Source organism: Mesorhizobium sp. M0701, assembly GCF_040320365.1.
Lineage (GTDB): Bacteria > Pseudomonadota > Alphaproteobacteria > Rhizobiales > Rhizobiaceae > Mesorhizobium.
This window is the reverse complement of the sequence record NZ_JAMYPO010000001.1, coordinates 135,673-152,116: the sequence shown is the minus strand read 5'-3', so window position 1 is coordinate 152,116 and position 16,444 is coordinate 135,673. Positions and strand designations below refer to the sequence as shown.

Sequence of the window (16,444 nt, the reverse complement as noted above, 5' to 3'; positions counted from 1 at the left end):
AATTCGCATGGACTTATCTGCTTATGATATAAATGTCAGACGGGAGGTGCCCTATGCAGCGCGATGGGATGAAGGATCTGCTCTGGTTCGTGGCGGTCGCCCGGGAGCGCAGCTTCACCAAGGCGGCGGCCAAGCTCGGAACCTCGCAGTCGACCCTGAGCTCGACAATCAAGGAGCTTGAAGGTCGTCTTGGCGTCCGCCTGCTGACACGTACGACGCGGAGCGTCGCTCCGACCGAGGCCGGCGAGCGACTTTTCCAATCTCTTGTTCCCCGCTTCGAGGAAATCGAAGCCGACCTTGCAAGCCTGGTGGCCTTTCGCGACAAGCCCTCTGGAACGGTCCGCATCACGCTGTCCGACCATGCGCTCCAGACGACCGTCTGGCCGAAGCTGCAGCCCTTGCTCAGCGACTATCCTGACGTGTGCGTCGAACTCTACAGCGACAACGGCATGAAGAACATTGTGGAGGAGCGCTTCGACGCAGGCGTGCGGCTTGGTGAGAGCATCGACAGGGATATGATCGCAGTGCGCATCGGGCCGGATTGGAGGCTCGTGGCCGTGGCTTCGCCGGAGTACTTTTCCCGCCATCCGGTTCCGACCGCACCGCAGGATCTGGTCGATCATGACTGCATTAATATGCGGCAGGCGACGTTCGGCGGATTATATGCCTGGGAATTCGCCAGGGATGGCCGCGACCTTCGTGTGCGGGTGGAAGGCCAACTCACCTTCAATTCGTCCATTCCCATGATCGAGGCTGCGATAAGCGGTTTCGGGATCGCCTATGTCCCGGAAAACCTCGTCAGCCACCACATCGCCAAGGGATGCCTTAGGCTCGTGCTTGACGACTGGAGTCCGCCATTTGCGGGCTATCACCTCTACTACCCGAGCAGGCGACAGCTCTCGCCTGCGATGGCGGTGATCGTTGAGGCGCTCCGCCATCGCATCTGACCCCAAGACTGCGCCTATGGATCATGAAGCTGACATTGGGAAATGGTAGGTTCTGACCCAAGCCATTTGACTTCTACGGGCGGCTGCTTTCGCCTCAAAGCAGACGTGTAGCTCGCTCGCCTCTATGTCTGTGATTGACACAGAAGCAGTCATCGAAAAGGAGCCAAACTCGCAGGCTGAACTGGCCAAGAATTCTCGTGGATAGCCGAGGTTTTTCTCGAGCCCAGGCCATGTCTTGGTCGTCAATGGGTAGGACAGGGCAGGACAGGGTTGTCCAGTTATCCCCCGGCAAGACGCGGCAGCAGGAAAATCTCCGCCCCTTCCGGCAGTTCCTTCGACCAGGTGTCGCGATAGATCGTCCCGTCGATGGCGACGGCGATGCCGCGATCGATGTAGGGCTCGAGGCCGGGATACTGCTCAGCCAGTTTCCTGAACAGCTCCCGAATATCCTTCGCCTCGATCTCGACCTTGCTCTTGCCTCCGGCGATCGCGCCGAGCGACCCCCAGAGCGTTACTTCGACCATCAGCCTCCCCGTTCCGCCTCGATCGCCGCCAGGATGCGCGGCGGCGACATCGGGATATGGGTCATGCGCACGCCCGCGGCGTTCGACACCGCATTGGCGATCGCCGCCAGCGGCGGCACGATCGAGGTCTCGCCGACGCCGCGCACCCCGTAGGGATGGTTTGGGTTGGGGATCTCGAGGATCTGCGTGTCGATCATCGGCAGGTCCGAGCAGACCGGGATGCGATAATCGAGGAAGCCAGGGTTCTGCAGCCGCCCGTCCTTGCCGTAGATATACTCCTCGTTCAGCGCCCAGCCGATGCCTTGCGCGGCACCGCCCTGGTATTGCCCCTCGACATAGGTCGGATGCACCGCCTTGCCGGCGTCCTGAACGACGGTGTAGCGCAGCACCCTGGTGGAGCCGGTCTCGGGATCGACCTCGATATCGCAGATATGGGTAGCGAAGGAGACGCCGGCGCCGTCGGCGACGAGCTCACTGTGGCCTGCGATCGGTCCCCCCGTCTTCCCTGACGCGGCTGCGATCTCCTTCAGCGACAATGCTGCAAGGTTGCCGTATTTCTCGCCCTTGGCAATCGCGTGACCTTTTTCCCAGACCACGTCGTCGACGGGTATGTCCCACATCTGCGCGGCGCGTTCCCGCAACACCTTGATGGCGTTGCGGGCGGCCGAGATCGTCGCCATGGAGGAGGAGAAGGTGCCGCGGCTGCCGTCCGTCATGTCGTTGTAGCCGAGGCTGGAGGTATCGGCGACCACCGCCTTGACCTGCTCATAGGGGATGCCGAGCTCCTCCGCCGCGACCAGCGAAAGCGACGCGCGGGAACCACCCACATCGACCGTGCCGACGGCAAGCGAGACCGAGCCGTCCATGCCGATGTTGAGGTCGGTGCAGGTCTGGCCACCGAAATTGAACCAGAAGCCGCAGGCCATGCCGCGGCCCTGGTTCTTGCCGAGCGGCGCCTTCATGTGCGGATGGTTCTTCACCGCCTCCAGCGTCGGCCCGATGCCGATCGGGCCATATACCGGTCCATAGGACGATCTGGTGCCTTCCTGCGCCGCGTTCCTGATCCGGAACTCGACCGGGTCCATGCCGATCTCCTTGGCCAGCTCGTCGACCGCACTTTCCACTGCAAACGCCGCCATCGGAGCCGACGGCGCGCGATAGGCCGCGGTCTTGGGCCGGTTGACCAGCACTTCGTAGCCGACCGTCCTGACGTTCTCGAGCTTGTAGCAGGCAAAGGCCGTCATGGCGCCGATCTCGGCCCACGTGCCGGCATAGGGGCCGCAGCTATAGCGCAGCGTCGCCTCGGCCGCCGTGATCGTGCCGTCCTTGCGGGCGCCGATCCGAACGTCGATCGAGGTGGCGCTGGTCGGGCCGGAGGCGCGGAACACCTCGTCGCGCGTCATGACCAGCTTGACCGGCCGCCCGGCCTTGCGTGACAGCGCCAGTGCCACCGGCTCGGCCCAGACATGGGTCTTGCCGCCGAAACCGCCGCCGATCTCCGAGGAGGTGACGCGCAGCTTCGAGGCTTCCATGCCAAGCAGTTGGGCGCAGTGTTGGCGGTAGACAAAATGGCCTTGCGTACAGACCCACAGGTCGGCGGTTCCGTCGGAGCTGACATTGGCCACGCAGGCATGCGGCTCGATATAACCCTGGTGCGTCTGCTCGGTCTTGAAGGAGCGTTCGACAACGAAGTCGGCCTGGCCGAAACCTACGTGGATGTCGCCATGGCCGTACTGGGTGCGTTTGGTGACATTGGAAGGCTTGCGGGGCTTTTGCTCGAGGCCCTCGGTGAAGATGGCGTCGTTGATCAGGGGTGCGGAGTGCTTCATCGCCTCGTCGACGTCGGTGACATGCGGCAGCACCTCGTACTCGACCTCGATCAGCTTCAGTGCCTGCCTCGCCGTGCGGGCATCGACCGCAGCCACCGCGGCCACGGCATGGCCGTCATAGAGCGCTTTCTTGCGCGCCATGCAGTTGTCGAGGATGTCGTACATGGCGGCATCGCCGTCGGTGAGGTCGGGCAGGTCGGCCGCGGTGATCACGGCCTTGACGCCGGCGAGCTTCTCAGCCTTCGACGTGTCGATCTTCCTGATCGTGGCATGCGCATGGGGGCTTCTGAGAACGCGCCCGACCAGTTGCCCGGCCATGTTGAAGTCGGCGCCATAGCATGCGCGGCCCGTCACCTTGTCGACGCCGTCGGGACGGATGGGACGCGTGCCGACAGAGGTGAAATTGCGTCCGGAGTAACGCGGATCGAAATTCATCGTCATGCTCCCTTCATCACGCTGGCGGCGTCCTGAACGGCACGCACGATCTTGTCATAGCCGGTGCAGCGGCAGAGGTTCCCGGCGAGGCCGAAGCGGATCTCCTCCTCGGTCGGATCGGGGTTCTTGGCCAAAAGGTCCTTCGCCGCTATCAAAAAGCCCGGCGTGCAGACGCCGCATTGAAGTGCGGCGTGCTCCAGGAATTTCTGCTGCAGCGGATGCAGCCTGTCGCCGTGCGCCATGCCCTCGATGGTCTCGACGTGCCGGCCCTCGGCCTCCGCGCCGAGCACCAGGCACGAGCACACCAGCCGATCGTCGAGGATGATGCTGCAGGCCCCGCAGTCGCCGGTGCCGCAGCCTTCCTTGGCGCCCGTCAGCCCCAGGCGATCGCGCAGGACATCAAGCAGCGTCTCGTCCGGCTGGCAAAGGAACTCGACATTGTCGCCGTTGATTGTCGTTGATACTGCCACACCAGCCATCATTTGCCTCCTGCGCGTGCATAGGCGGTCGTGGCGGCCCGCTTGGCCAGCACACCCGCGACTTTCCGTCTGAATTCGATGGTGCCGCGCTTGTCGTCGATCGGCCGGCAGGCGCCCGAGCAGACCTTGGCGAGCCTCTCCAGCGTGGCTTCGTCCAGCTTGGAGCCGATGAGAACCTCGGCGGCCTCCTCGACCAGAATCACCGTCGGCGCCACGGCGCCCAACGCCAGACGGGCGGATTTGACGCGACCCTGCTCATCGAGCGTCAAGTTCACGCCGGCGCTTACCACCGCTATGTCCATCTCCGTGCGCGGAATGAAACGCAGATAGGCATCGCCCGAACGCGGCAGACGGCTGTCGAGCAGGATTGCCTCGATGATCTCGCCCTTGGCCAGCGACGTCTTGCCCGGCCCAGTCGGCACCGCTTGCACGGCAATCGTGCGCCTGGTTCCCGGGCCGACGACCACAGCCTTGGCGCCAGCGGCAACCAGCGCCGGCACGCTGTCGGCGGCCGGCGAGGCGTTGCACAGATTGCCGACGATGGTGCAGCGTCCCTGCACCTGCTTCGAGCCGATCAGCTTGGCCGCTTCGACGACGCCAGGCCATGCCTTCTGCAGGGCCGTGTTCTCGCCCAGCAATGCGCAGGAGACCGCCGCGCCGATGCTGAAGCCCTCGGCTGTTTCCCTGATCTCGCCAAGCCCGTCGATCGCCTTGATATCGACGATCAGGTCGGGTTCGATAAACCCGCCTTTCATTCGCACCAAGAGGTCGCTGCCTCCGGCGAGGATGGCGGCCGTGCCGGCTGATCCGGCCAACTGGCCAACGGCATCTTCCATTGAAAGCGGACGTATGTAGCGCATCGTCTCCCCTTAGTGGTCATAGTCACATCAACTGATATAACCGTCTCTTCACAATGGCCATCCTGTTCGTGCATTCGCGGATTAGGCCAGGCGCCGCAATTTCATTTTGCTCGTCCACTGGACGCACCGCCAGCCACTAATGCTCGATCGGTCCCTTCGGCATGACCAGCGCCGTGCCGGCAGTCGTCGGGCGCTCGATCATGCGGCGGACGCGCGGTGGCTCGTTGCCGCTGTGCAGCGCCCTTATGCGCTCGCCGATGACGGCGTCGGCGTAGGTGGCGCGCCGATTGTGGCGGATATATTCGACCCAGGTCGGCGTGTGGTAGTGCTCGATCCATATCGACGGATTTTCGAGATCGCGCGCCAAGGTCCAGTTGCGGGCGCCATCACGGCGGCGGATGCGGCCGCGCTCGGCCATGGTGGCGAGGAATTCCGGTACGTCCTCGTTGCGGATGACATATTCGATCATGATGGCGATGGGACCGCTGCGCGGCTTGAGATCAAGCGCCAGATGCGGCTCCTGAAAACGGTTGAGCGGATCGAGGTTGAGCACGGCCTGCTGCGGCAGCGGCAGCAGCAGGCCGATGGCGCCTCCCGCCAGCATGGCGACGCTGGCCGCCATCAGGGCGACTTCGGCGCCATGCGCGTCGGCAACGACACCCCAGACCCAGCTGCCGAGCGCGATGCCGCCGAAGGTCGCGGTCTGGTAGACCGAAAGCACGCGGCCGACCACCCAGCGCGGCGTCGACATCTGCACGGTGACGTTGAAATGCGACAGCGCCGTCACCCAGCAGGCGCCGCCGAGCAGCAGGCCGAGCGACGTCTGCCAGGCATGATCGCTGACGGCGGCGTTGAAGGCGCAGACGGCGAAGCCGGCGAATGCCATGCGCACCATGGTTTCGCTGGACAGCAGCTGCCGCAGCCTGACGCTGGTCAGCGCGCCGCCGACGGCGCCGATGCCGAAGGCGCCGAGCATGATGCCGTAGCTCAAGGCATCGCCCTTGACGACGTCGCGCGCGACCAGCGGCAGCAGCGCCAGGACCGCGCCGGCGCTGAAGCCGAAAGCCGAGCTCCTGACCAGCACCTTGCCGATATTGGGCGACATGGCGACATAGCGCAGGCCGGCACCCATGGCGGCGCCCAGCGTCTCGCGGGGCAAGGTCGATGCCGGCAGTTCCGGCTTCCAGCGGGCCAGCACGACGATGAGGCCGACATAGCTCAGCGTGTTGACGGCGAAGGCCGCGGCAGCGCCTGCCGCGGCGACGATGATGCCGCCGATCGCCGGGCCGACGCTGCGCGTCAGGTTGAAGCCCATCGAGTTGAGCGCAATCGCCGCCGGCACCTTGGCGCGCGGCACCATATCGCCGACCGAAGCCTGCCAGGACGGGCTGTTGAGCGCGGTGCCGCTGTCGATCAGGAAGGTGAAGGCGAGCAGCGTCCACGGCGTCATCAGGTCGAGATAGGTGAACACGGTCAGAAGAGCCGAGACGACGAGCATGAAGATCTGGGCGATCAGCATGATTTTGCGCCGGTTGAAGCTGTCGGCGATGGCGCCGGCCAGCAGCGCAAACAGCATGATCGGCAAGGTGGTCGAGGCCTGGACCAATGCCACCTGGTAGGACGAGGTGGCGATCGTCGTCATCATCCAGGCGGCGCCAACGCCCTGGATGAGGCCACCGAAATTGGAGACGAGGCTGGCGGACCACACCGCCCGGAAGATGCCGTGCCGGAACGGCGCCAGCGCCGAGGCGCTTTCGCTTTCCGGTGTGTCGTCGTTCATAAATGCTTTCCCGGGCTCAAACGCGTTTTGTTCTTCCGATGAATCGGCCCCTCAAGCCATGGATTCAAAAAATAGAACATCATGTCGCAAAGGGCGAACGCATTCTCGACAAAGATCATGGTCCAACAACGAGATAGCGCGCCTGCCCGCCATAGCGCTTGCCGCGCCGAGCGCTGCCATATGATTTGTGGGCACCGGCGGCACTTCTAGCGGTCCTCGAAGCCGGTCAGCACGCCGACGGCGTTGATGCCGATCTCCTCTACGGCGTAGCCGCCTTCCATGACGAACAGCGTCGGCAGGCCGAGCCTGGCGATGCGGCGGCCGATCCTGGGATAGTCGCCCGTTTTCAGCTTGAACTGGCTGATCGGATCCTTCTCGAACGTGTCGACGCCGAGTGAAACCACGACGACGTCAGGAGCATAAGCCGAAAGCCTCGTGCAAGCGTCCTCGAGCGAGGCGTTCCACACGTCCCAGCCGGTGCCGAAGGGCATCGGATAATTGTCGTTGAAGCCTTCGCCGTCGCCCTCGCCGCGCTCGTCGGCATGGCCGAGGAAGAAGGGATATTCGGTCATCGGATCGCCATGCAGGTTCAGCACCTGAACGTCACCGCGGCGATAGAATATCTCCTGGGTGCCGTTGCCGTGGTGATAATCGACGTCGAGGATCGAAACGCGCCCGGCGCCATGGTCGCGGAACCATTGCGCGGCGACGGCGGCGTTGTTGATGAAGCAATAGCCGCCCATGAAGGCCGCCCCCGCATGGTGCCCTGGCGGGCGGCACAGCGCGAAGGCGGAAGGCTCACCGGCCTTGACCAGCGCGGCGGCGGTCAACGCGACGTCATAGGACGACTTGATCGCATCCCATGTGCCTTTGACGAACGTTGCCCCACCGTCGAAGGAGTAGAAGCCGAGCAGCGCATCGATGCCTTTCGGGCGCACGTCGCCGCGCAGGCCGCGCGTCGGCCAGGTGAAGGGAATGGCCGAACCGCTGCGGCCCGACGCTTCCCAGAGCGGCCACACGGTCGGCAGGAAATCGATGTAGTTGCTGGCATGCACCTTCCTGGCGGCGGCGAGGTCGTGGCTTTCCGGCGGCAGGATCGGACCGAGCTTCTCGCTCTCCACCCGCGCCCTGATGAACTCGGCGCGCGACGGCTTTTCAAAGGCCGGCACGATGGCGCCGGCGATCAATTCGACATTGCCGGAATGGCCGGCATGGAAAGGCGAAAAAACAGTCTTCATGAAATTGTTCCGTGGTGAGACGCGGCGACCCTAACCGTCCTGCACTGCCTTTCACAAGGCGCTGGGCCAACCAGCCATGGCTTGCTGGCCCGGCAGCCGGTCGTCTAGCCTGCCGGCAGCGCAACCGACCTGCGGGTAATCATGAGTTCAAATGCCGACCTGATCGTCACCAATGCCCGTGTGCTGACCATGGACGAAGGCAATCCGACAGCCGAAGCGGTGGCGATAAAGGACGGCAACATCCTGGCGGTTGGCGATCGCCGGACGATCGAGGCGCTGAAAGGGCCGGCCACGAAGATCATCGATGCGCAAGGCGGTTCGGTGGTGCCGGGCTTCATCGAAGCGCATATGCACCTTTTCGGCGGCGCCGCCGAACTGGACAATCTACACCTTCAGGGCGTGCATGGCTTCGATGCGCTGAGCGACGCGATCCGCGCCTACGCTGCGGCACGGCCGAACGCCAAATTGCTGCTTGGGGCCGGCGTCGACTATACCATCCTTTCCAAGGAAGAGCCGGTCACCCGCCATCATCTCGATCGCATCATCGCCGACCGGCCGTTCGCGATGTCGGCTTCCGATCACCACACGATGTGGGCCAACACAAAGGCGCTGGAACTGGCTGGCATCCTGCACGGCAAGCAACTCGGTCCCGGCAACGAGATCGTCATGGGAGCGGATGGCCTGGCGGCGGGCGAATTGCGCGAGGGCGAGGCGTTTGGGCCGATCCTCGAGCTTTCCGGGCAGAACCGCGTGCGGCTCGGCCTTGCGACAGGCGGCGAGCCCGAGCCGTACCCTTCCGCCGCCGAAGTCGCGGCCGATCGCGACCTGATGCATCGCGGTCTGGAATGGTGCGCCCGCCACGGCATCACCTCGATCCAGAACATGGACGGCAATCTCTACCAGCTCGAACTGCTTGCCGGTTTGGAGCAGGAAGGGCGGCTGCTCTGCCGCACCAAGATACCTTTTCATTTCAAGAACTTCATGACGCTCGACAAGCTGGAAAAGGCATCGAGCATGGCCAACTCCTATCGATCGGAATGGCTATCGTCCGGCATGGTCAAGATGTTTTACGACGGCGTGCTGGAAGGCTGGACCGCGGTCATGGTCGACGACTATGCCGACCGGCCGGGCTGGCGCGGTGAGCCGCTGTTTACGCCCGAGCATTTCGCCGAGGTGGCAGTGGAGGCCGACCGGCGCGGCCTGCAGATCGCCGTGCATTCGATCGGCGACGGCGCGGTGCGCGCGGTTCTCGACGGTTACGAGGCGGCGCAGCGGAAGAACGGCAGGCGCGACAGCCGGCACCGGGTCGAGCACATCGAGGTCACCACTGCCGCCGACGTGCCGCGCTTCGCCGAACTCGGCGTCATCGCCTCGATGCAGCCGCCGCACCCGCCCGGCGCCATGGACTTCCCGCTGGAGCCGACGCTTTCGCGCATCGGCCGCGAAAGATGGCCGCTGAGCTATGCCTGGCGGACACTGAAACAGGCGGGCGCGCATGTCGTCTTCGCTTCCGACTGGCCGGTGTCGCGGGTCGACCCGATCCTGGGCATTCAGGCGGCGGTGCTGCGCAAGCCTTGGGCAGAGGGCGATCCAGACCAGAGCTTCTCGCTGATCGAGGCGCTTGCCGGTTATACGGTCGAAGGTGCCTATGCCGAATTCATGGAACACCGTAAGGGCCGGCTGAAACCAGGCTATCTGGCCGATCTGGTGGTGCTGTCGGCCGATATCGAGGCAACTGAACCGGCTTCCTTGCACAAGGTGCGTCCGGTCAGCACCATCTGCGGCGGCAAGATCACTTACCGGGGTTGATGATGGCGCTGACTATGGCATGGGGCTTGCGTTCTGAACCGAGATCCAGATGCATGGTTGCCAAGCCGACCGGCATATGCTGACAATCGAATGGGAACTGGATCCGCCATCAAGAGCGGACATGAAAATGGGGTAATGCGTGCCGGATCAACCGGGTAAGAGTGCAATCGAGGTCCGCGGCGTCCGCAAGGTGTTCGGTACCGGGGACGCACAAGTCGCCGCTCTCGACACGGTTTCGGTGTCGATCCGCGAGAACGAGTTCTTCACGCTGCTGGGGCCGTCGGGCTGCGGAAAGACGACGCTGCTCAGGCTGATCGCCGGCTTCGATTTTCCCAGCGAAGGCGAAATCCTGCTGCACGGCCACGACATCGCGCCGCTGCCGCCGTTCAAGCGGCCGGTCAACACCGTCTTCCAGTCCTATGCGCTGTTCCCGCACATGACAGTGGCCGAGAATATCGGCTTCGGCCTGGAGATGCTGGGCAAGCCGAAGACCGAAATCAAGGCACGCGTCGCCGAGATGCTGAAGCTGGTCAAGATGGAGGCGCTGAGCGGCCGCCGCACCAGCCAGATCTCCGGCGGCCAGCAGCAGCGCGTGGCACTGGCCCGCGCGCTGGCGCCGCAGCCGAAAGTGCTGTTGCTCGACGAGCCGCTGTCGGCACTCGACTACAAGCTGCGCAAGGAAATGCAGATCGAATTGAAACGGCTGCAGCACCAGACCGGCATCACCTTCATTTTCGTTACCCACGACCAGGAGGAGGCGCTGACCATGTCCGACCGCATCGCGGTGATGTCGGCCGGCAAGATCCTGCAGGTCGGCACGCCCTGGGACATCTATGACAAGCCGGCCGAGCGCTTCGTCGCCGACTTCATCGGCGAAACCAATTTCCTGACCGCGGCCATCACCGGCATCGGCAACGGCAAGGCGCGCGCGACACTAAAATCCGGCGCGACGATCGACGCGACGGTGGCTGAGGGCTTCCAGCCGAAGGAGAATGCGACGCTGGTGGTCAGGCCGGAACACGCCAAGCTGACCGGCGGCAAGGGCGATCTTTCCGGAACCGTCGAAAACATCGTCTATTTCGGCACCGACACGCATATTCATGTCCAACTGGACAGCGGCGAAGCCTTCACCGTGCGCCAGCAGAACACGCGCAGCGCAGGCTGCGGTTTCGAGCGGGGCGACAAGGTCGGCGTCTCGATCGGCAACGACGCCGCGCAAGTGCTGAGGGATTGATGACGAGCGCGGAAGAAGTCGCCAAGGCGGCCGAACGGCGCGACATCCGCGACCGCTGGCTGCTGTCGGCGCCGGCCCTGCTGATCATCTTCCTGGCAGCGACCGGCCCATTGCTGATCGTGCTGGTCTATTCGCTCCTGACGCCGGGTCCTTATGGCGACGTGAAGTGGCAATTTTCGCCGGAGGCCTGGATTTCGGTGTTCATGGAACGCGACATCTTTGACGACACGCTGTCGGTTGCCGCCGCCCACGTCACCATTTTCTGGCGCTCGATCAAGCTTGCCATCGTGACCACGCTCGCCACCTTGGCGCTTGGTTTTCCCACCGCCTATTTCATGGCGACGCGCAGCGAGAAGACGCGCGATCTCTGGCTGTTCCTGATCACCATACCGTTCTGGACCAACTTGCTGATCCGCACCTTCGCGGTGCTGCAGATCATCCGCAACGAAGGTCTGATCAATACAGTGCTGCTCAAGCTCGGCATCATTTCCGCGCCGATCCAGATACTCTTCACCGACACAGCGATCCTTATCGGGATGGCCTATGTCTATCTGCCGCTGATGGTGCTGCCGATCTACGCCAGCATGGAAAAACTCGATTTCCGGCTGGTCGAAGCCGGCTACGATCTTTATGCGACACGCTTCCAGGTGCTCAGGCGTATCATTTTCCCGCTGGTCAAGCCGGGCGTCATCGCCGGCTCCATCCTGGTGTTCATTCCGGCGCTCGGCGCCTATGTCACACCGGTCCTATTGGGCGGCGGTAAGACCATGATGCTTTCCAACCTGATCGAGCTGCAGTTCGGGCAAGGCCGCAACTGGCCGCTCGGCTCGGCGCTGTCGATCGCCGTCATGGTCATCGTCATGGTGGCGCTGCTCGCCTATGTGCGTAACACCGGCCGGTCGGAGATGCGTCATGGCTAGCAGCTTCGCAATCAAGCATCAGCCGGGATTCACCGCGATCGCCGCGACCTGCTTCGTCGTCCTCTATCTGCCCATCGTCGTGCTGGTCGTCTATGCCTTCAACGCCGCGACCTCGACGTCGGAATGGGGCGGCTTCTCGCTCAAATGGTTCCAGTCGGCGTGGCAGAACACGCAAGTCATCGACGCCACCGTGCGCTCCTTCCAGATCGGCGCCATCGCGGCGATCCTGGCCACGATCTTCGCCACCATGGCGGCGCTCGCCACCACGCGCACGCCGCCCTATCCCGGCCTGACCTTCAAATATGCCGCCATCAACCAACCTCTGATGGTGCCGGAGATCGTCACCGGCGTGGCGCTGCTGATCTTTTTCTCGCGCATCAAGATATTCACCGGCTATTCCGGACTCGGCTACCTGATCGCGGCGCATACGGCCTTTTGCATTCCGTTCGCCTACCTGCCGATCCGGGCGCGGCTGGAGAACATGGACCTGACGCTGGAACGGGCCGCCGCCGATCTCTATGCGACGCCGTGGAAGACGTTCCGCCGCATCACCCTGCCGCTGCTTTGGCCCGGCATCCTGGCCGGATTGATGCTGGCCTTCGTAATCTCGCTCGACGATGTCGTCATCACCGAGTTCGTGAAATCGGGCGGCCAGGACACGCTGCCGACCTACATGCTTGGCCAGATACGTCGAGGGATAACGCCGGAGATCAACGCGATATCGACCGTGTTCCTGCTCTTGTCGGTCGCCATCGTGACGTTGTTTTTCTTCATCAGCAGGAAACGGGACTGAAAATCGAAAATGGGAGCTAAAACATGAACTGGAAGACATCAGCGACCGCCGTCGGGTTGGCGCTGCTCGCCTCGACAAGCGGCGCTTTCGCGGACGGCGTTTTGAACATCTACAATTGGGGCAACTACACCAGCCCCGACGTGATCAAGAAGTTCGAGCAGAAATACAACATCAAGGTGACCATCACCGATTACGATTCGAACGATACGGCGCTGGCCAAGGTTCGCCAGGGCGGCACCGGCTTCGACATCGCGGTGCCTTCGCAAACCTTCGTGCCGATCTGGATCAAGGAAGGCCTCGTTCAGGAGACCGATCCCGGCAAGATGGAGAACTTCAAGAACGTGGCGCCGGAATGGGCCAATCCCGATTTCGATCCGGGCCGCAAATATTCCGTGCCATGGGCCTGGGGCACGGTGGGCATCGTGGTGAACACCGATGTCTACAAGGGGCCGTCGGACAGTTGGGGCATCATCTTCAACACGCCCGACGAACTGAAGGGCAAGGTCAACGTCGTGCCGGAAATGAACGACGTCATGTTCGCGGCGACCAAATATGTCGGCGCCGCGCAATGCGCCAGCGATAAGGAAACGCTGAAGAAGGTGCGTGACACGCTGGTTGCTGCCAAGCCGAACTGGATCGCGATGGAATACAATACCATCGAGAAAATGGGCGCCGGCGATTTCAAGGCGACCAGCGACTGGAACGGCTCAGCCCTGCGCCAGCGGCTGGCGAACCCCAAGATCCACTATTTCTATCCCAAGGAAGGTTTTGGCCTCTGGAGCGACAATGTCATGGTCCTGAAGGAAGCCAAGAATGTCGAGAACGCCAAGCTGTTCCAGAACTTCATCATGGATCCGGAAAACGCCGCCGGCCTATCCGCCTTCCACCGCTACGCCAACGGCATTGCCGGTTCCGACAAGTACATGCCGGCCGATATGAAGGATGCGCCGGAAGTCATCATCCCGGAAGACGTCAAGGCGCATGGCGAGCTGCAAAAATTGTGTTCCGAGGACGTGCAGGCAATCTACAGCAAGATCTGGACCGAACTGCAGAAGTAATCCACATCCGGACGAAACCCGGCGGCAATTGCCGCCGGGCCTTTTCCCGGCGATCGGACTGCCTATGATTTCCTATCGCAACAGCGAACCGGCGCCGCCGATCATGCAGGGTTCGCCGCCGCGGATGGTGCCGCCGAAGCTCGACTGGGACAGGCCGCCATGGAATCGTTGGGCGTTCCAGCACATCCGCGAATTTCTGCCGACCGTCGAAGTCTGGCGCGGCAATGGCCATCGGCATCGCTTCGAGCGCGCCGAGGTCGATCTCGACGCGCTGCCGGTGAGCGACAGCATGGGGCAGCCGACGACGCTCGCCGGGCTGCTCGACGAGACCTATACCGACGGGTTCCTCGTGCTCAAGGACGGCAAGGTCGCCTATGAGCGCTACTTCAACGGCATGACCGAGCGCACGCTGCATTTGTCGCAGTCAATGGCGAAGTCGGTCACGGGCTCGGTGTTCGGCATATTGGTCGGGCGCGGACTGATCGATCCGGCCTTGCCGGCGACGGTCTATCTGCCGGAGCTGGAAGCGACCGGCTGGGCAGGCGCCAGCGTGCAGCATGTGCTCGACATGACGAGCGGCGTGCGCTTTTCCGAGGAATACGCCGATCCCTATTCCGACATCGGCCAGGTCGATGTCGCCACCGGCTGGAAGCCGGTGCCGCCGGGCAGCGATCCGGTCTTCCGCTGGCCATCGCATATGTTCGAACTGATCCTGGGGCTCAAGGAAAAGAGCCGGCCGCACGGCGCTGCCTTCGAATACCGCTCGATCGAGACCGACGTGCTTGCCTTCATCATGGAGCGGGTGAGCGGCAAAAGGCTGGCGCAGCTGATTTCGGAAGAGCTCTGGCAAAAGCTCGGCGCCGATGAAAGCGCCTGCTTCACCGTCGACGGCGCCGGCTACGCCGTCGCCGACGGTGGCTTCAACGCCACGCTGCGCGACTATGGCCGCTTCGGCCAGCTGATCCTCGACAATGGCGGCGGCATCGTGCCGGCCGACTGGATCGAGGCGACGCGCAATGGCAGGCATGGACCGGATTTCAGTCCCAGCCTGCCGGAAGGCAGCTACCGCAAAAGTTCTGGATCGAGGACCCGCGCTCGCGGGCGCTGATGTGCCGGGGCGTGTTCGGGCAGCTGATCCATATCGACTGGGATACGAAAATGGTCGTGGTCAAGCTTTCGAGCTATCCGGATTTTACCAACGTCGCCTATTCTGTGGCGACCTTGAAAGCCGTGCATGCCATTGCCGCCGCGCTTGGCTGAACCTCAAGGAAAATCCGCAAGGACCACCATGACCGGCAAGACCGCGTTCGAAACCAGATACGGCTTTGCCCGCAAGGAGGTGCTGCTCGGCAATTGGCGCGAAAGCCCGTTCAGCCGGTGGTCGTTCCAGAATGTCGGCGAGCTGGTGCCGAGCGCTGCCGTGGCGGCACAGCCGGGCAGCAGCGAGGCGCCGGCGCAGGATTTCGGCGGGCTACTTGGTGAAAAGGTCGCTCTTGCAGGCGGCGCGGAGACTGTCGCGGCTTTTCTCAGGCGCTCCGATACCGACGCGCTGACGATCATGAAACGCGGCAAATTCGTCGGCGACTGGTTCGCGCCGCATATGGAGTTTGGGGCGCGCCACATCGTCTTTTCGATCAGCAAGTCGCTGACCGCCATTGTTGCCGCCATATTGGAAGGCGAGGGGATTTTCGATCCGCAGGCTCCGGTAAGCCGCTATCTGCCCGAAGCCGCCGGCTCGGCCTATGGCGATGCGCGTGTGCGGCACGTGCTCGACATGAGTGTCAGCCTCGATTTCGAAGAGGCCTATCTCGATCCGGAAAGTGCCTTCGCCCGCTATCGCCGCGCCATGCTGTGGAATCCGGGCGGGGGCACCGAGAGCCTGGCCACTTTCCTCATGACGCTGCAGGGCCTGGCCGAGCCGCATGGCCGGACGTTCCGCTACCGTTCGCCCAATTCCGACCTGCTCGGCATCCTGCTCGAACGTGCGTCGGGCCGGCGCTTCGACGATCTGATGCGCGAAAAATTATGGGAGCCGCTCGGCGCCGTCGGCGACGCCTCGGTGACAGTCGACGTGGAAGGCACGGCGCGCACTGCCGGCGGCATTTCGGTGACGCCGCGCGACCTTGCACGCGTCGGCGAGATGATGCGGCAAGGCGGCGTGGCCAATGGCGGCCGCGTCGTGCCGGAAGCCTGGATGCGCGACACGACCGAAACTGGCGGTGACGTCGAGGCCTGGCGGCGCGGCACGATGGCGTTCCTGTTTCCGCGTGGCCGCTATCGCAACAAATGGTACCAGACGGGCGCGGCAAGCGGCGCCTTCTGCGGCATCGGCATCCACGGCCAGTGGCTTTACGTCAATCCGAAGGCCGAAATGGTAATCGCAAAGATGTCGTCGCAGCCGGTACCGGTCGACGATCCGCTCGATCTGGATATGATTTCTTTCTTCGAGGCGCTGAGCCGGATGGTCTGATCCATCCAGACAGCCCGACCTTTCCTGTGGACCTCTCGCCGGGTTGAAAATGGCGCAGTTGGCGCGGC

Annotated in this window: 13 protein-coding genes and 1 pseudogene; 8 read left to right on the top strand and 6 right to left on the bottom strand. The window is 63.4% G+C overall.

The window, feature by feature from the left end; translation table 11 throughout:
• The first annotated feature begins 53 nt into the window (after positions 1–53).
• The gene (locus NKI24_RS00710) at positions 54–947 is read left to right on the top strand and encodes a LysR family transcriptional regulator (RefSeq protein ID WP_352742015.1); all 894 of its coding nucleotides are present in this window, start codon (positions 54–56) and stop codon (positions 945–947) included.
• Positions 948–1,225: 278 nt separating this feature from the next.
• Here NKI24_RS00710 and NKI24_RS00705 read toward each other — a convergent pair whose 3' ends face one another.
• From NKI24_RS00705 to NKI24_RS00680, 6 genes are all read right to left on the bottom strand, one after another.
• Positions 1,226–1,471, bottom strand: a complete 246-nt coding sequence (locus NKI24_RS00705) for a MoaD/ThiS family protein (protein ID WP_023675441.1) — start codon at positions 1,469–1,471, stop codon at positions 1,226–1,228.
• A complete protein-coding gene (locus tag NKI24_RS00700; RefSeq protein WP_352743081.1) occupies positions 1,471–3,735 on the bottom strand; it encodes a xanthine dehydrogenase family protein molybdopterin-binding subunit in 2,265 nt (754 codons plus the stop codon). Before NKI24_RS00700 ends, NKI24_RS00705 begins: the two co-directional genes overlap by 1 nt.
• Before the next feature lie 2 nt (positions 3,736–3,737).
• Entirely contained in the window at positions 3,738–4,214 is a 477-nt protein-coding gene (locus tag NKI24_RS00695) for a (2Fe-2S)-binding protein (RefSeq protein ID WP_352539334.1), read from the bottom strand.
• Complete coding sequence (locus tag NKI24_RS00690; RefSeq protein WP_352742808.1) at positions 4,214–5,074, bottom strand: FAD binding domain-containing protein; 861 nt, start codon at positions 5,072–5,074, stop codon at positions 4,214–4,216. The genes NKI24_RS00695 and NKI24_RS00690 overlap by 1 nt, the downstream gene beginning before the upstream one ends.
• A 136-nt stretch (positions 5,075–5,210) precedes the next feature.
• Positions 5,211–6,854: an MFS transporter gene (locus NKI24_RS00685; RefSeq protein ID WP_352742807.1), complete on the bottom strand. Its 1,644-nt coding sequence runs from the start codon at positions 6,852–6,854 to the stop codon at positions 5,211–5,213.
• 206 nt (positions 6,855–7,060) lie between these two features.
• On the bottom strand, positions 7,061–8,092 hold the full coding sequence (locus NKI24_RS00680) for a histone deacetylase family protein (protein WP_352742806.1): 1,032 nt from the start codon (positions 8,090–8,092) through the stop codon (positions 7,061–7,063).
• Between the two features lie 141 nt (positions 8,093–8,233).
• Between NKI24_RS00680 and NKI24_RS00675 the strand changes: the two genes are divergently transcribed.
• The 7 genes and pseudogenes from NKI24_RS00675 to NKI24_RS00645 all read left to right on the top strand — a co-directional run bounded on the left by NKI24_RS00675 (position 8,234) and on the right by NKI24_RS00645 (position 16,376).
• The gene (locus tag NKI24_RS00675) at positions 8,234–9,901 is read left to right on the top strand and encodes an amidohydrolase (protein WP_352742804.1); all 1,668 of its coding nucleotides are present in this window, start codon (positions 8,234–8,236) and stop codon (positions 9,899–9,901) included.
• A gap of 139 nt (positions 9,902–10,040) precedes the next feature.
• Positions 10,041–11,135, top strand: a complete 1,095-nt coding sequence (locus NKI24_RS00670) for an ABC transporter ATP-binding protein (RefSeq protein ID WP_352742802.1) — start codon at positions 10,041–10,043, stop codon at positions 11,133–11,135.
• Positions 11,135–12,055, top strand: coding sequence for an ABC transporter permease (locus tag NKI24_RS00665; RefSeq protein ID WP_352742800.1), 921 nt, complete (start codon positions 11,135–11,137; stop codon positions 12,053–12,055). The genes NKI24_RS00670 and NKI24_RS00665 overlap by 1 nt, the downstream gene beginning before the upstream one ends.
• Positions 12,048–12,848 (top strand): ABC transporter permease, encoded by an 801-nt coding sequence (locus tag NKI24_RS00660; protein ID WP_352469567.1) that lies wholly within the window; start codon positions 12,048–12,050, stop codon positions 12,846–12,848. Before NKI24_RS00665 ends, NKI24_RS00660 begins: the two co-directional genes overlap by 8 nt.
• Before the next feature lie 23 nt (positions 12,849–12,871).
• Positions 12,872–13,906: an ABC transporter substrate-binding protein gene (locus tag NKI24_RS00655; protein ID WP_352539328.1), complete on the top strand. Its 1,035-nt coding sequence runs from the start codon at positions 12,872–12,874 to the stop codon at positions 13,904–13,906.
• 64 nt (positions 13,907–13,970) lie between these two features.
• Positions 13,971–15,166, top strand: a pseudogene (locus NKI24_RS00650) (serine hydrolase domain-containing protein).
• Between the two features lie 28 nt (positions 15,167–15,194).
• The gene (locus NKI24_RS00645; protein ID WP_352742797.1) at positions 15,195–16,376 is read left to right on the top strand and encodes a serine hydrolase domain-containing protein; all 1,182 of its coding nucleotides are present in this window, start codon (positions 15,195–15,197) and stop codon (positions 16,374–16,376) included.
• The last annotated feature ends 68 nt before the right edge of the window (positions 16,377–16,444 follow it).

Bases quoted from the DNA above. Each gene is read 5' to 3' on its own strand.
- NKI24_RS00710 (WP_352742015.1), top strand. From the start codon at position 54: ATGCAGCGCGATGGGATGAAGGATCTGCTCTGGTTCGTGGCGGTCGCC.
- NKI24_RS00705 (WP_023675441.1), bottom strand. From the start codon at position 1,471: ATGGTCGAAGTAACGCTCTGGGGGTCGCTCGGCGCGATCGCCGGAGGC.
- NKI24_RS00700 (WP_352743081.1), bottom strand. From the start codon at position 3,735: ATGAATTTCGATCCGCGTTACTCCGGACGCAATTTCACCTCTGTCGGC.
- NKI24_RS00695 (WP_352539334.1), bottom strand. From the start codon at position 4,214: ATGGCTGGTGTGGCAGTATCAACGACAATCAACGGCGACAATGTCGAG.
- NKI24_RS00690 (WP_352742808.1), bottom strand. From the start codon at position 5,074: ATGCGCTACATACGTCCGCTTTCAATGGAAGATGCCGTTGGCCAGTTG.
- NKI24_RS00685 (WP_352742807.1), bottom strand. From the start codon at position 6,854: ATGAACGACGACACACCGGAAAGCGAAAGCGCCTCGGCGCTGGCGCCG.
- NKI24_RS00680 (WP_352742806.1), bottom strand. From the start codon at position 8,092: ATGAAGACTGTTTTTTCGCCTTTCCATGCCGGCCATTCCGGCAATGTC.
- NKI24_RS00675 (WP_352742804.1), top strand. From the start codon at position 8,234: ATGAGTTCAAATGCCGACCTGATCGTCACCAATGCCCGTGTGCTGACC.
- NKI24_RS00665 (WP_352742800.1), top strand. From the start codon at position 11,135: ATGACGAGCGCGGAAGAAGTCGCCAAGGCGGCCGAACGGCGCGACATC.
- NKI24_RS00660 (WP_352469567.1), top strand. From the start codon at position 12,048: ATGGCTAGCAGCTTCGCAATCAAGCATCAGCCGGGATTCACCGCGATC.
- NKI24_RS00655 (WP_352539328.1), top strand. From the start codon at position 12,872: ATGAACTGGAAGACATCAGCGACCGCCGTCGGGTTGGCGCTGCTCGCC.
- NKI24_RS00645 (WP_352742797.1), top strand. From the start codon at position 15,195: ATGACCGGCAAGACCGCGTTCGAAACCAGATACGGCTTTGCCCGCAAG.